The following is a 15005-nucleotide window of genomic DNA, read 5'->3' on the forward strand; positions in this document are numbered from 1 at the left end:
GATGACCAGACGAACGATGTCCCTTGGCGAGAGGGTCCTGGCCTTGGCGGCTCGTTCGTAGTACCTTCTGGCCGCCGTGTCGAATGGCTGCCCCAGGTTGGCATACGGACAAAACAACCAATCATCTGACACATGTTTCCAGTCATAGAGGTGCCCAAGACCATGCATTTCCAGCAGGGGCAGAGGGTGGCCAGCGGCCTGGATATCCCGGGTCGCCTTGCGGGCCACGGCCAAGGCGATCTCGGCAATCCTGGGACAATCCTGGAGATCGATCTCCTTGAGCGTGATCCGGCCCAGTTCGAAACGGATGTTCTTCAACGCATCAAGGGGAATGATGGCCATGGGGAGCTCCGTCCAACCATGATTTTTTTGACGAAACAATCCTGGCCAAGGCGGCAATTTAGACAAGTACGGTCAGCCAGGGGCCTAGCGCATCCGGAGCCCTTCGAACTTCCAGCTTTCCATGCCGATGGGGCTCCAGAAACCGCCTGAGTTGCCGTAAAAGGTCACCGAGGACGAACCCTTGATGGTGTTGGCCGTGGCCCAGCTGATGATGGCCTCGTAGCGGGCGGCCAGGTTGGGCTGACCCAGGGCGTAGGGGGTTTCTAGGGTGAAGCGCCATGCCCCGCCCGGAAAGTCGGGGTCCACGTCCTGAAAGGTTCCTTGAACCGAACCTGAAGGCGTGGTCAGGGTCGCCATGGCCCCTTGCTGGGTAATGGTCCAGGTTTCCTGCTTGGTGAAACCTTCGCGGATTTTTCCCTGGGGGGTGGAGGTGGCAATGATGGTGGCCGTGATCTGCCACCGGCCGTCGACTGGCATGGGACCGGCCCAGGCTGAATAACAGAGAGCGAAAACGAGACAGGCCGCAGATACGAAACGGTACCCATTCATGGCGATTCCCTCCTTTGTTTTTCGCCGGACTTGAAGGCGGACAGTCGACTCAACAACCCAGTGCAGAGAAAGCCCAGGCCGAGGCCGAAGCCGAAGGCCTGGAAAACGGCCATGGTCAGTTCGCGAGCCTTGGTCGCCAGCCAATTGTTTTTGCGGATCCGGATGTCCTCCAAGGCCACTTTGAACTCGTGCTCCTGGGCGTCTATGGTCTGAAGACGGTCGCTGGTGACGAGTTCATCAACTGGGGTGCCGGCGATGAACATCTGAAAGTCATTGGCGGTCTGGGAAAGAGGCAGGGCCATGGAAGCCGGGGTCCACCAGATGTCCTTTGGGCCCCAGAAAGCGCCGACCAGGGACGTGGCCAGGGTGGAGCCGAAGACAAAGGTGGTGATGACGCCGAAGATGAGCATGCCGTTCAGTGGTTTTTTCATGGGGCCTCCGTTCCGGGAGATTGTTTGGGTTTATTCGTTTTGTAAAAGTATCTCCGTAGTTGGATTTCAGTTCGGGCTCAGTGTATTCCCCGTGGATTGAGAACGAGTTCGTGTTCCCGGTGTCTCAAGGACCGGACGGTCAAGGCCATGGTTCCCAATCGATATCGCCCCGGTCCGGGGCAGATATCCAGTATTTTTGGCACATTCATCATCAAGGTTTTGGAATGGCTGTCCAATGTTTTCGCGTCGGCGTATAGCGTGACGTCGTGGACGGGTCTGGCCACAGAGAGACATTGAACACGTTTTTTCAAGTCGAGCAAGGTTTTCGGCTGTTCAAAGTCGATATATTCTTCGATGAGAGATGGATTGTCGACATAGACGGTATCAAACCATGGTTCAGCCCACTCGAGCAAGTTCATGTCGGCATTTCTCAGAACAAGCCCAACGTCATATTTGTGTGGTGGATGAATTCCCATATGTTCATCCCAACAATTTTCTGACTTAATACCCCATTTTCTTATAAAGTTTCTTTGGCTTTTCATATATTGATTCATCCATTCCCGATCATTTTTGTTGTTCGAAAATTTTGTTGATTTGGAACAAAAATGATAGACTGAAGTATCCCGAATTTGTCCAACACGAGCTCCTGCAAGCTTAACTCGAATATACAGATCGTCATCGTCAGCCATGTATTTCAAGAAGAGATGATCAACGCCGCCGATTTTCAAGAATAGATTTCTACTTGTCATCCATGGAAAAAAGAGGGCCTGGAAAATTTGGCCCGATTGGTCTCGATTGTTGGAGGCCGCCCAGTGCAAAAAACCATTTTCGTCAAAGGTTTCGAGACGATCACCAAAGTCGTAAATAGTCTTGTCCGGCGATGGGGGATAGACTGGCGGTTCGACTCGGAAGGCACAAAGAAAGTCCAAGGATTCACGACCTGCTAGCATCTGCCGGTCAAAATTTTTTGGGATGTACATGTCCGTATGCAGCATACAGATGTCATCGCTCGAGGCCAAGGAAACGGCCTTGTTATAGGCGTACGCAATGCCGATGTTTTCCGGTTCAAAATGCTTCACGACGAGGGGATCGTCCACCGACTCCATCCATTGGCGTGACCCATCCGAAGATCCGTCATCAAGCAAGATCACCTCGTGATGGGCGCCGAGGTTGCGCCGCAGAGATTCATAACAGAATCGGAAATATGGCAAGGCGTTGAAGTTGCAAATGATGAAACTGATTCTCCCCATCAAGACACCCTCTTCAGATTAGCAACTTCATTTAGATACGAATCAAGTTTGCCCGCGATCCGCTTCATTGAGAACTGATCCATGGCCAGCCGCGCCTTTCCTCCAATTTCAGGATTCACTCGACCACAGACGACATCGTTCATTTTGGTCACCAGTTCACGTTCGTCCACCTCGGCCCAACGCATGCCGACCTCGAAGACAGGAGGAAGAAAGTGCAAATCCTCTTCTTCGATTTTGCCCAGTCTGAAGTCCAGGCAAAGGGCGTTTTCGATATTCATGTATTCCATGTTGCCAGACCATCCGGTGGCCAGAACCAATTTCCCATGGGCCATCGCTTCGCTGATTCCCAGACCCCAGGCTTCACCTCGATGAGGGGACACATACGCGTCGCACAGGGCATGGAGGGCCGAGATCTGTTTTTCTGAAAGATCTTCCGGCAAAGAGATAACTCCCGGTAGGCCGGACAAGTCAAGCGCATGGCGGTATTGCTTGACCACAAGCCGGGCCCGATTTCTCGGCAGCAGGGCAAAGGCCCGAAGCAGAACGGCAATGTTCTTTCGCGCGTTCCTCGCATCGCAGATGGTGTAGAATATCGTCGCCCGGCTTCGAAAGTGGCCTGCACTGAGGCCCAATCGTTCACTGATGAACTCAGTATCCTTCCTGGAGGGGGACACTCTTTCGACGACATGAGGAAGAACGCGCACCACACGGTTGTGTCCGGAAAAGGCGGCAGCGGAGAAACTGGAAGGGGTCCATATCTGGTCCACCAATTCGAGGTGTGGAATGAATTTTTGCGGAAGACGTTCCAGTTCCCAGACGAAATAGCCGACTATCGGCTTGGTCCGGAGAGTCGGCCATCGCTCGACATGACAAGGAATCCTATCCGGTTCGTCGTGGAGTACGCATACGTCGGCCTCCTGGGGACTTTCCACGAGTTCATGACCAAGGAGCCGCAAACATTGGATATAGTGGGCGCCGGCCTTGGCATGGCTCACATAGTTGGAGGTCAGATAGAAAACTTTCACTCACTCATTTCCGGGCCTGGGCCTAAAGGGCGATACCGCCCCGAGGATATGGCCGAGTACATTTTGTTCCGTTGCAGGTGGCGGATGGAACTCTTGGAATGTTTGATGACAATGTTCGGCAAGAGCATGACCGAATCGGGGTTATCGTGGGTTTCCAGCGGGAATTCGTGGCATCCGGGCGAGGCGTCAAGTGAGGGGGATGTGTTTCTCCAGCGAACCCCTCGAATCACCAGACGGAATTGCCAGTCTGGCCAAACCCCTGTGTCCACACCATCGATCAGGTTACGCCTGGACATGCCCACAACCCGCATCCCGGGGTTATTCTTCAGCGTTTTGTTCAGCACCTCGGGCAAGATGGACATGGCGTCCGTGTCCAATCTTTCATCCGCATCAAGCATCAGCAGCCAGTCCTCAGCCAGGCGCTTGGCCACGGCATTGCGCTGAGCGGCAAAATCCCCCTGCAATCCGCGTCTGAAGACGACGAGACCAGGATGTTCCCACCTCTTTACTATGTTCAAGGCGTCATTGGAGTCGGGCCTGTCATCCACGGCGACGTAGATTCTCTGGAAAAATGACGCGTGATGTTGGAACCAAGCCAGCACCAAATCGTCGGGTTCCGGACCAAGGATCATCCCCAGGGCGATGTTCATGGCTGTCATTCATCCCCGATTTCGAGGGATCGGGTCGTTGAGGTCCATTTTGTCAGGGCCAGATCGGCCAGGGCGTTGATTACGCTGGCCGCCAAAGCCGAACCGCCCTTGCGTCCGGCCAGGGTGATGAATGGGATTTCCATTTGGGCCATGAGTAGGTCCTTGGATTCGGCGGCGTGGACAAAGCCCACGGGCATGCCGACGATGAGGGCCGGCCGGGATAGGCCCTGTTCGATGCGTTCAAGGAGCCTGATCAGGGCTGTGGGCGCGTTGCCGATGACGTGAATGGCCGGACGAAATTCATCCTCGGCCAGGTCCACGGCCGCCCTGGCCCGGGTGGTCCCCGAGGCCTGGGCCAGCTCGGCCGTCCTGGGATCGGTCATGAGACAGTTCACCGTGCAGCACAACGGAGTCAGGCGGCGCTCGGGAATGCCGCAACGGGCCATGTGCGTGTCGGTGACCATGGCGCAGCCATGAGTCAGGGCGGCCAGCCCGGCCGTGACGGCCCGGGGGTGGAAGCGGACCAGGTCCAGAAGCTCGAAATCGGCCGTGGTGTGGATCATGCGTCGGACAATGGCCCACTCGGCCCCGGCAAAGGGCCGGGGTTCGGGAACTTCAACGTCGATGACGGCCAGGGAGCGGGCCTCGATCTCTTCGGGCCGCAGCGTCGGAAAGGCGTTCATGGTCGTGTCTCCAGAAGATTCTTGATGGCTGGCCAGTCGAGGTTTTGAATCACGGCGTCGGCCAGACGGTCCAGGGCCTGGTCGAGATCGGGCGCGGCCGAAGCGGGCTCCAGAGGCAAAAGAACCTTGCGGGCCCGCAGCCCGTTCAGCCACCAGCGGCGAAATGTCGGGGCGTCGAACAGGCCGTGGACATAGGTGCCCCAGACGGGCAGGCGGGGGTGGCCATGGCCCAGGATGTGGCCCCCGGCCAGAACCACCGGGATGGGCTCGGCTTCGCCGGATTTGACCGTGGTTTGGCCGTGGTGGATTTCATAGCCGTCAAGGTCCAGGTTTGACGGCACATGGCGAGCCTTGATCCGGGAGAGCCGCTTGTCAGCCTCCAGGGTGGTCGTCAGGTTCAGGAGGCCCAGGCCCGGGGAGCGCTGACGGTTCGATTCCAGGGCGTGGGGGTCCAGGATGTCTTCCCCCAGCATCTGATAGCCGCCGCAAATGCCCACGATCTCCGCTCCTTCCCGGGCCAGACGTCGCAAAGCCTCGTCCAGGTTGGCGGCTCGGATGAAATCCAGATCGGGGACCACGGCCTTGGACCCGGGAATGATGACCGCGTCCGGGGCAAGGTCGTGCAAATTTCGACCGGAGGACACCCGAACAAGGTCCACGTCAGGCTCCCGGGTCAAGACATCCAGATCGGTGGCGTTGGAGATGCGGGGCAGATCCAGACAGGCGATGACCAGCTCCCGGCCTTGGGCGCGGGAGACGGGCAGAGCCTTGAAACTGACCGAATCCTCGTCGGGCAGGCCGAGATCGGGCAGAAAGGGAAGAACGCCCAGACCAGGAAGGCCGGTGCGGGCGGTGACGAAATTTTCGGCGTTGCCGAGCAGGCCCGGGTCGCCCCGGAACTTGTTCAGGACGAATCCGGCCAAAAGGCTCCGCTCCCAGGGTTCCAGACAATGCCAGGTGCCGAGAATGGAGGCAAAGGCCCCGCCGCGGTCGATGTCGGCGACCAGAATGACCCGGGCCCGAGCCTCGCGGGCCATGGCCATGTTGACGATATCAAAGGCCTTCAGGTTGACTTCGGCCGGGCTGCCGGCCCCTTCCAGAACCATGACCTCGAAGCCCGAGGCCAACTCGGCGTAGGCCCGGCAGACCGTGGGCCAGAGATCGGCCTTGGTCCGGAAATAGTCCCGGGCCTCCATGGTACCCTGGGGTCGACCCAGGACGACGACCTGGGAGCCGGTGTCCGAGCCGGGTTTCAGCAAGACCGGATTCATGCGGACGTCGGCCTCCAGGCCGCAGGCCCGGGCCTGGAGGATTTGGGCCCGGCCCATTTCCAATCCGTCTAGGGTGACCCCTGAGTTGAGGGACATGTTCTGGGCCTTGAAGGGAGCCACCCGGAGGCCCTCCCGCCGCAGGGCCCGGCAGATGCCGGCGGCCACCAGGCTTTTTCCCGCATTGGAGCAGGTGCCCTGGATCATGAGGGCCGGGGGCAGAACCGGCTGGGGCTTGGCTGTGGCCATAGGGCTCGATGGGCGCACCTCGAGGGCGATCTCCAGCTTCTCCAAGAGGACGTCAGTCTCGGCGGTGGGCCGCACGGCCAGGCGGATGAAAGACGTATCCAGCCCGGGGATGGTCGAGCAGTCACGGACGAGGATGCGGTGTTCGGCCAATGTCCGGGCCAGTTCCGGTGCCCTGGGGTGATCCTGGTCCAGGCGGGCCAGGAGAAAATTGGCCCTGGAGGGGAAAACGTCCAGGCCCAGGGATTTCAGACCCCGGGCCAGATGGTCCCGCAAGGCCGGGATGGCCCGGGCGCTGGCCTCCACATGGTCCGTGTCCTTCATGGCCCATTGGCCCACGGCCTGGGCCACGGCGTTGACGGTCCAAGGGGGGAGCTGGTTTTTCAGGGACGAGATGAGGCGGGGCGCTCCCAGGGCCAGTCCCAGGCGCAGGCCGGGAATGGCCAGGGACTTGGTCAGGGACCAGAGAACGAGGACGTTGTCCGGCAGGTCCGACCCCAGCCTTGGCAGCCCTGGGCAGAGATCGGCGTAGGCCTCGTCCACGGCAAAGAAAGAGTCGGGGTGACGTCCGGCCAGAGACAGCACGGCGTCCAGGTCCAGGACCGAACCCGAGGGATTGGCCGGATGGCCGAGAAAGACCAGCGTTGGTTGGTCGAGTCGGGCCTCCACGGCCTGCACGTTCAAGACGAAATACGGTTCGGCATCCAGGGGCAGGAGTTCGGTTTCCATGGCGGCCAGGCGGCAGGCCCGCTCGTATTCGGCGTAGGCTGGAACGGGGATGACGGCCCGGGCAAGACCGAGGGTCCGGGGCAGGGCCAGAATGATTTCGGACGTGCCGTTGGCGGCCAGGACCTGGGAGTCATCCAGATTTCGGAGCCTGGCCGCGGCCTGGCACAGAGGCCCGGCCCAGGGGTCGGGGTAGCGGGTCAGATCCCGCAGACCACGGGCCACGGCCTGGTCCAACCATGGGGGTGGACCCAGGGGATTGAGGGAGGCCGAGAAGTCGAGAATCTCTTCCGGCCGACAGCCCAGACGCCGAGTCAGGGCCAGGACAGTGCCGCCGTGGGCGGGGGGGGGATTGTTCACGCGGGGATATCCGAAGAGGGTCGGGGCGAACGGGTCATGGAGTCCTTTGGATGTTTCAAAAATCGTACATGTTCAAAATGACCGCCCCACGGGTGAGTTGGCCGACAAGGATGCCGTTCTCGGCCACGGGCAGGTAGCCGAGGTCGGAGCGGGCCATGAGGGTCAGGGCCTCGCGCAGGGTCTGGTCGGGATGAACGGAAACGACGACCTGACGGATCATGGAGGTCACGGCTTTGTCCCGTTGGGCCTCGTTCTTGATTTTGGCCAGGGTTTCGGAACTGATTGTGCCGAGGATCCGGTTCGACGAGTCGGCCACCAGGAGGCTGGTTTTTCCGGTCCGGTCCATGAGCTCTCCGGCCTGCCGAAGGGAGGTGTCCGGGGAGATGGTTTCAACGGCTTGGGCCATGATTTCGCCCACGGTCGTGTCCCCGGTGTCGGCGGCCCGAACAAGGGCCAGGACCCGTTCCCGAACTTCGTCCACCGGAGCCTGGACCGCGGCTGAACCGGCCCCGGGGTGGCCTCCACCGCCAAGGGCCCGGACCACGGCTCCGACGTCGAAGACCTTGGGATTGCCCCGGGCGATGACCGTGGTCTTGCCCGAGGCCGTTGGAAACAGGCCAAAGGCGGCGTCCAGCCCTTTGAGTTCCTTGAACTTGGTGACCACGGACGGGAGCATGTTCAGGTTCTTGTCGGCGTCCTGAACGCAGACGCCCAGGCGCAGGCCATTGGTTTCGACCAATTCGGTGGAGGAGAGCATGCGGCCGAAGAGGTCCACGTGCCGCGAATCCAGGGCGCTGTCCAGATAGGCGGCGACCACGTTTAGATCGGCCCCGTTTTCCAGGAGGAATCCGGCCATGTGGACGTCCCGGGCCGTGGTCGAGGGATAGGACAGGGACCCGGTGTCGTCGTAGATGCCGAGGAGAAACAGGGTGGCGTGCATGGGGGCGAAGGCCCGGTCCAGCTCCTTGATCCGCTCCAGCAGGAGCGTGACCGAGGCCCCGACCTCTTCGAGATGAATTTTGTCGGCTTTAATGGTGCCCGCAGCCATGTGGTGGTCCCAGATGGTGACGGGAAGGCCCGGGCGGGCCAGTTGGGCCATGTGGTCCAATCGTTCCCAGCTGGATGTGTCGGTGACCACCAGGCCGGTGACCGAGGAGAGATCGAGACTCTTGCGGGGCCGGAGGCGGAAGAGATCCCAATGGACGGCCAGGAATTCCCTGACCGGGGCCTGGACCTGGGCCGGCAGGATTCCGACAGAGCCTGGATAGACGAAGGTGGCCGCGACCATGGAGGCCAGGGCGTCGAAGTCGGCATTCATGTGTGTAGTGACGATGTCCACGATGGTCCCCGGATGATGAGATTCCAGCTATCTTGTCCAAGGCAAGGTGCCGATTCCGGAACTGCCGGTCAAGTGGCGCAAAACGGTCGGTCTTGCCGGACGCCAAGGCCCGTGGTAGCGGATTCAAAAAAGGGGCCGTTGGATGAGGTCTCCAGGGTCAACCCGTACACTGCCGACAAAGGAGGGAAAGGGTATGACTGCGGACGCGATGAACGCCATGTCGGAGCGGTATCTCGACCTAGTACTGGATGGAAAGCGTCAGGCCGCCATGGATTATGTGCTCGGCCTCATCGAACAGGGGGTGAACATCCGAGACATCTATCTGGGCGTGTTCCAGCCGGCCTTGTACGAAGTGGGGCGACTGTGGCAGGAGAACGTCATTTCCGTGGCCAAGGAGCATTATTGCACGGCCGTGACCCAATCGATCATCTCCCGGATCTACCCCCATGTCTTCAGTGCCCGGCACAACGGCCTGATCATGGTCGGGTGCTGTGTCCAGGACGAACTCCACGAAATAGGCATTCGCATGGTCTGCGATTTTTTCGAGATGGACGGATGGGATACCCACTATTTGGGAGCCAACAATCCGGTGGAGGGCGTCGTTGATTTCGTACACGAGAAAAAGGCCCATGTTTTGGGGGTCTCGGTGACCATGACCTTCCACCTGGACAAGGCTCGGGCCTTGATCGGTTCGGTCAGGCAGGCCATGTCGGAGCGGGTCAGAATCCTGGTCGGCGGCTATCCGTTCAGCCGTGATCCGGACCTGGCCCGGGAGATGGGCGCCGACGCCTGTGTCGCCCGGGGCGAGATGGCCGTAAACGTGGCCCGGAGCCTGGTCGGGGCAGGAGAACCGGTTCGATGAACATCGTTTCCGGTGCGGCCATGCTCTGCGCCGACGACGGCTCCATCCGGCGCTGCTTTGTCGGAGACTGTGGATTCTTTAGGCCGGGAGCAAAGCTCTGGGATCTGGTCACCCAAGGGTACCGGGACAAGGCCAAGGCCTTCTGGCGGGCCGTTTTCGATGGAACCCAGACAACGCCTTGGGATCTGGAACTGGACATAGGGAACGAGGTCCAGATCCGGTCCTGCATGGGCGGGCGGACCGACGAGGGAGTTTTGGTCCTGATTTCGGGATCCTTCGGAGAGCTGTTCGGATTCTACGAGGAACTTATCCGGATCAACAGCGAACTGACCAACGAGCTCAGAAAAGCCCACAGGGACATGGCCCTCATGGCCCGGCAGCAGGAGCGGGAGAGCGAGGACATCCTTGAGGAACTGGCCCTGGTCAACAACGAGCTGACCAACGCTCAGAGGACCCTTGCCAAGAAGAACGAGGAGTTGGCCAGACTGAACGCCCAAAAGAGCGCTTTTCTGGGCATGGCTGCCCATGATCTGCGCAACCCCCTGGGTGCCATACTCAATTTTGCCTCCATCATCCGGGCGGACATGGGACCGGAAGCGGCCGAACCGGCGACCATGCTTGAGCGCATCGAGGTGCTCAGCCGAACAAGCCTGAGAATGGTGGATGATTTTCTGGACGCCACGGTCCTTGAGTCGGGTCGCCTGGACCTGAAGACCGAGCCCCTCGATCTTGTGGCCGGGACAAGGGCCGGACTGGTCCTACACAGACTGTCAGCGTCCAAGAAGAGCATGGAGCTGGATCTGGTGGTCCGTGAGGAGCGCATCCCGGTCTTGGCCGACGAGGAGAAACTGAGCCAGGTCCTGGACAACCTCCTGTCCAACGCTATCAAGTATTCGCCAAAAGGCTCGAAGATCCGGGTCGAGGTCCAGGTCGACGGCCCCTGGGGCATGGTCGCTGTTGAGGATCAGGGGCCTGGCATTCCGGAGAAGGATCGGGACGCGGTTTTCGATCTCTTCGTCAAGAGCACATCTAAGACCACGGGTGGGGAAAAAAGTTCGGGCATCGGACTGGCCATCGTCAAGCGGATCGTGGACGCCCATGGCGGGAACATCCGGGTGGACGGCGGGGCGGACGGCGGGGCCAGGTTCGTTGTCCGTCTGCCTCTGGCTCGGGAGGAAGACTCCCCCAAGATTCGAGGCGATGCATCGAGCGACCGGACCTTTTCGGGCGGGGCGGATTTTCTCGGGCCGATTCTGGTGGTCGACGACGATCGCATGCAGCAGGAGGTCCTCAAGGCTTTGTTCTCCCGACGAAAAACGGACTGCCGGGCGGTGGGCAGCGTGGACGAGGCTTTCAAGGAGCTTGACCGAGGGGGATATCTGGCCGTGGTCACGGACCTAGATCTTGGGGACGCCTCGGGTCTGGATCTCCTGGCCCGGATGCGGAATCGGCCCGATCTGGCTCGAATCCCGGCTTTCGTCCTGACCGGAGACGCCGATGCCCGGACCCGGGAGAGATGTCTGTCCGCCGGAGCCTGGGAGGTCTTTGTCAAGCCCGTGGGGGCCACGGAATTGGAGAGGATCGGCAGGCTGTCGAAGGGGAGCGAAGATGGCGGAACGTGAGACTCGCAAAGTGGCCATGGTTGTCGAATCTCTGAGGGAAATCGGGGCAGATCTCCATCCTGCCCGGCTGCTGCCTGCGGCGAGCGTGGGCCTAGTGATCGGCATTCTTCTGGTGGTGGTCGAGGTGTCCTTTGCCGCCTTGATTTTTGGCGGGCCGTTGTCCTACATGGCCTTGCAGGGTATGGGCCTAACCCTTTTCGGCGGCCTGATTCTGACGGCGACCTCCACCCTGTTCAGCCCACTGCGCTCAGTGATCAATCTTCCTCAGGACGCACCCACGGCCATTTTGGCCGGTTCCGTGGCGGCCCTGGCTGCGGCCGGGACCATAAGACCCGATCAAGCCGGGTTCATGACCGTGACGGCCATCATGATGGGATCGGCTTTTCTGGCCGGGTCCATCATGGTCCTTTGCGGTCGGTTCCGTTTGGCTAACCTGATCCGCTTCATGCCCTACCCGGTGCTTGGGGGGTTCATGGGCGGGACGGGATGGTTGCTGGCCGTGGGAGGCCTTGAGGTCATGAGCGGCCTGTCGCCGACTCTGTCCAACATCGGATTCTTTTTCGACCCGCCTGCCTTGGTCAAATGGATTCCCGGGGTCCTCTTCGGGGCCGGGCTGTATTATCTCCTGCGCCGGTTCGCTCATTTTTTCATTCTGCCTGTTTTTTTGCTGTCCGGACTTGTTTTGGCCCATCTGCTTCTCTGGCTTTTGGGCCTTGGGCCTGAACAGGCCCGGGAGGCAGGCTATCTTTTGTCCGGCCTGCCGGAGAGCCGCTTGTGGCCAGTGTTCGGCCCGAACGATCTCGGGCTGATCCAATGGCCCATCGTCTTGGAGACCCTGCCGTCCATGGCCACGGTGGCCCTGATCACTTTGGTGGGCTATCTCCTGAACGTGAGCGGGATTCAATTCCAGCTCAAGCGGGACGTGGACGTGAACCGCGACCTTATCCAGGCCGGATTCGCGAACCTGCTGGCTGGCGGAGGCGGGTCTTCGCCGGGTTACCCAGCCATCAGCCTGTCCCTTCTTGGACCGCGTTGCAGGGTGAACTCGCGGGTCATCGGGCTGACTGCGGCCCTCGTGGTCTTCGGAGTCCTCTTGGCTGGAGGAAATCTCCTCCTTTTCTTCCCTCGCCCCATACTGGGCGGTCTGCTCTTTTTTTTGGGCATCTCCTTTCTAATCGAGTGGCTCTGGGACGGGGCCAATCGTCTGCCCCTGGCCGATTACGCAGTGGTCCTTTGCATCCTGGCCACGGTCGTCGGGGCTGGATTTTTGGCCGGGGTCGGTCTGGGCCTGGTTCTGGCCGTGATTCTGCTCGTGGTCCGTCTGAGCAGGGTGCCGGTCATCCGCCATGAGCGGACCGGGTCCGAGACCGGCAGTCGACGGGAGCGGCCCATCCCCGAGGTTCGGCTGCTTCAGTCCCTGGGCCGGAACATCCGGATCGTCGAGTTGCAGGGCTATATGTTTTTCGGCTCGGCCAACGTCCTGCTTGATCGTCTCGAACCGGTGATGAAGGCCGACGGCGGCAGTCATCGACGCTATCTGCTTCTCGATTTCCAGCGGGTCGGGGGGTGCGAGATTTCGGCCGTGAGCGTTCTGGGCCGCATCGCCCAACGGGCGGCCGAGACCAATTCCTTTCTGGTCCTGACCCGATGCGAGCCACGGGTGATCAAGCTGCTCATGGCCTACGCCGGGGTCGCGGCCGGACACATGGTCCGGACCTTCGAGGACCTGGACCAGGGACTGGAATGGTGCGAGGATCGATTGCTGGGCGAGGTCCGCAAGGCCCGGCTTGATGACACCAAGGATCTGGCACTTTTGGACGATGTGGCCGAGGATATGCAACACTATCTGGACCGAATGGAACGGTTCGAGACCATGGTGGAGCGCATGAAGGGGTTTTACGAACTCCGGCGCTTTGCCAAGGGTCAGACCATCCTGGACCGGGACGAGGATCCGGGCGGGATATATCTGGTCATTCACGGCCGGGTCCGCGAAAACGAGATCCGGGACGGCCGGGTCGTCAGTCGAGGCCAGGGCGGTCCGGGCTTTGTTTTTGGCGAGGACCGTTTCGTTGGCCGAATTGGAGACGTTCTGGTTCGCACTGAAAGCGAGGTGGAGGCGGCCTTTGTCAGTCGGTCGATCCTGGAGCGGCTGCGAACGGAGAACCTGGAGCTGGCGGCCGATCTGTACCGGCACGCATTCGTGGAACTGGCGACCAAGTTTGGCCGAGGCACCATGAATCGGGGATCGGTGACTATGGAGGGGGAATGAGCGAGAGCAAGCCCCGCGTTCTCGACCTGCGCGACAAATGCTGAGGCGTGGGGCAGGAGGTAGTTTGGCACCTCCGCTTCAATCGCGACGACGAACTGGTGGTCCTGCTCAAACCCGTGGCTTTGGGCCAGGCCGAGAATGCTCTGTATGTGGAAACCGGGTGGCGGCTGGAATCCAGGCCCGAAAACGACTGGGTCCGGGCCGTGTTCAAAAGGGGACAAGGGGGACGATGTGAGCCGACTTGAGGAAGACCGCAGGGCCCTGCCGGCCCTGTACGCGTGCAGTCCCCGGGCCGGGGGAAACAGCGACCGGGCGGCGGATCTCGTGGCTCGGGGCATAGCCGAGGCCGGAGGAGTTTCGGAGACCATCCGCCTGCGAACCTACAACATCCATCCCTGCATTGGTTGCAACCGGTGCCGATACGACCGGGAGGGCCGATGCTTCCTGACGGACGTGGACCAGAGTTCATCCCTGTACCAGCCCCTGATCCACGCCCCGTTCGTGTTTTTGGTCACTCCCGTTTATTTCTACCATGTTCCGTCCCAGTTCAAGGCCTTTATCGACCGAAGTCAGAGCTTCTATCTGCGCCGTGAGGGGGGGGATCAAACCCTGCTCGATTTGCCTCGTCGGCCAGCTTGGGTGGTCATGTTCGCAGCCAGGCCCAAGGGAGAGAAGTTGTTCGAGGGGGCCTTGCTGACCCTGAAATATTTTTTGCGGACCTTCAACCTCGACATCCAGGAGAGGATGCTTCACCTCGGCAAGGAAGGTCCTCTGGATCTGGATGGAGACGGAAAGGCCGTGGGCGACATGGTGGCCGCTGGACGACGGGCATGGGAAGAATTCGGGGCCTGACCGGAGGGACGGGGGCGATTCTGGCCGTGTTGGGCCGAAGGTGCCGATCCTGCGGCCGGGTCTCCGGGGTCGGGCCGGATGGGCTGTGCGAGGACTGCGGTCGGGATTTGGCCCCAAGAACAGGCGGCTATTGCCCGCGGTGCGGCGAGCTGTACGACGATTCCGAAAGTTCGCCCCATCCCTGCGCCGAATGTCTGCGAGCCGCCCCGCCTTGGTCCGGTTTTTTCTTTCACGGTGAGTACACGGGGAGGCTTCGGGAGATGATTCTGGGCCTCAAGTTCAATGACCGGATCGGGACCCTGGCCCTGCTCGGGTCGTTTCTGGCCCGGGCCGGGAGAACGGCGGGCCTGGGCGGCGTGGACGTGGTGCTTCCGGTGCCTCTGCATTACAAGAGGTTGCGCGAGAGGGGGTACAATCAGAGTTTGGAACTGGCCCGGGCCCTGGCCCGCGAACGGGGCTGGCCTTTGGACGCCCATGGCCTGGTTCGAGTTCGGCAGACCATTCCCCAGACCGGGCTGACCAGGGCCGGGC

At 60.8% G+C, this 15005-nt stretch carries 14 protein-coding genes; 5 read left to right on the forward strand and 9 right to left on the reverse strand.

Annotation, left to right across the window (positions count from 1 at the left end):
- From EOM25_08240 to EOM25_08280, 9 genes are all read right to left on the reverse strand, one after another.
- Window positions 1–342 (reverse strand): hypothetical protein (locus tag EOM25_08240; protein ID NCC25175.1); only part of this gene is annotated, 342 nt, incomplete at its 3' end.
- 84 nt (window positions 343–426) lie between these two features.
- Window positions 427–891, reverse strand: coding sequence for a hypothetical protein (locus EOM25_08245; protein NCC25176.1), 465 nt, complete (start codon window positions 889–891; stop codon window positions 427–429).
- Window positions 888–1322: a hypothetical protein gene (locus EOM25_08250; GenBank protein ID NCC25177.1), complete on the reverse strand. Its 435-nt coding sequence runs from the start codon at window positions 1320–1322 to the stop codon at window positions 888–890. The genes EOM25_08245 and EOM25_08250 overlap by 4 nt, the downstream gene beginning before the upstream one ends.
- A 77-nt stretch (window positions 1323–1399) precedes the next feature.
- On the reverse strand, window positions 1400–2575 hold the full coding sequence (locus tag EOM25_08255; GenBank protein NCC25178.1) for a glycosyltransferase family 2 protein: 1176 nt from the start codon (window positions 2573–2575) through the stop codon (window positions 1400–1402).
- Window positions 2572–3597, reverse strand: coding sequence for a glycosyltransferase (locus tag EOM25_08260; GenBank protein NCC25179.1), 1026 nt, complete (start codon window positions 3595–3597; stop codon window positions 2572–2574). The genes EOM25_08255 and EOM25_08260 overlap by 4 nt, the downstream gene beginning before the upstream one ends.
- A complete protein-coding gene (locus tag EOM25_08265) occupies window positions 3594–4256 on the reverse strand; it encodes a glycosyltransferase (GenBank protein ID NCC25180.1) in 663 nt (220 codons plus the stop codon). The genes EOM25_08260 and EOM25_08265 overlap by 4 nt, the downstream gene beginning before the upstream one ends.
- The gene (locus EOM25_08270; protein NCC25181.1) at window positions 4253–4930 is read right to left on the reverse strand and encodes a precorrin-8X methylmutase; all 678 of its coding nucleotides are present in this window, start codon (window positions 4928–4930) and stop codon (window positions 4253–4255) included. Before EOM25_08270 ends, EOM25_08265 begins: the two co-directional genes overlap by 4 nt.
- A complete protein-coding gene (locus tag EOM25_08275; protein NCC25182.1) occupies window positions 4927–7530 on the reverse strand; it encodes a cobyric acid synthase in 2604 nt (867 codons plus the stop codon). Before EOM25_08275 ends, EOM25_08270 begins: the two co-directional genes overlap by 4 nt.
- Before the next feature lie 55 nt (window positions 7531–7585).
- Entirely contained in the window at window positions 7586–8869 is a 1284-nt protein-coding gene (locus tag EOM25_08280) for a CBS domain-containing protein (protein NCC25183.1), read from the reverse strand.
- Between the two features lie 142 nt (window positions 8870–9011).
- On the opposite strand from EOM25_08280, the gene EOM25_08285 reads away from it, so the two are divergent.
- From EOM25_08285 to EOM25_08305, 5 genes are all read left to right on the forward strand, one after another.
- Window positions 9012–9731, forward strand: coding sequence for a hypothetical protein (locus EOM25_08285; GenBank protein NCC25184.1), 720 nt, complete (start codon window positions 9012–9014; stop codon window positions 9729–9731).
- A complete protein-coding gene (locus EOM25_08290; protein ID NCC25185.1) occupies window positions 9728–11353 on the forward strand; it encodes a hybrid sensor histidine kinase/response regulator in 1626 nt (541 codons plus the stop codon). Before EOM25_08285 ends, EOM25_08290 begins: the two co-directional genes overlap by 4 nt.
- Complete coding sequence (locus EOM25_08295; protein ID NCC25186.1) at window positions 11229–13622, forward strand: STAS domain-containing protein; 2394 nt, start codon at window positions 11229–11231, stop codon at window positions 13620–13622. Before EOM25_08290 ends, EOM25_08295 begins: the two co-directional genes overlap by 125 nt.
- A gap of 138 nt (window positions 13623–13760) precedes the next feature.
- A complete protein-coding gene (locus EOM25_08300) occupies window positions 13761–14474 on the forward strand; it encodes a flavodoxin family protein (protein NCC25187.1) in 714 nt (237 codons plus the stop codon).
- A partial coding sequence (locus tag EOM25_08305) for a ComF family protein (protein ID NCC25188.1) occupies window positions 14453–15005 on the forward strand: 553 nt, incomplete at its 3' end. The genes EOM25_08300 and EOM25_08305, both read left to right, overlap by 22 nt.

It is taken from the genome of Deltaproteobacteria bacterium, assembly GCA_009929795.1.
Classification (GTDB): Bacteria; Desulfobacterota; Desulfovibrionia; order Desulfovibrionales; family Desulfomicrobiaceae; genus RZZR01.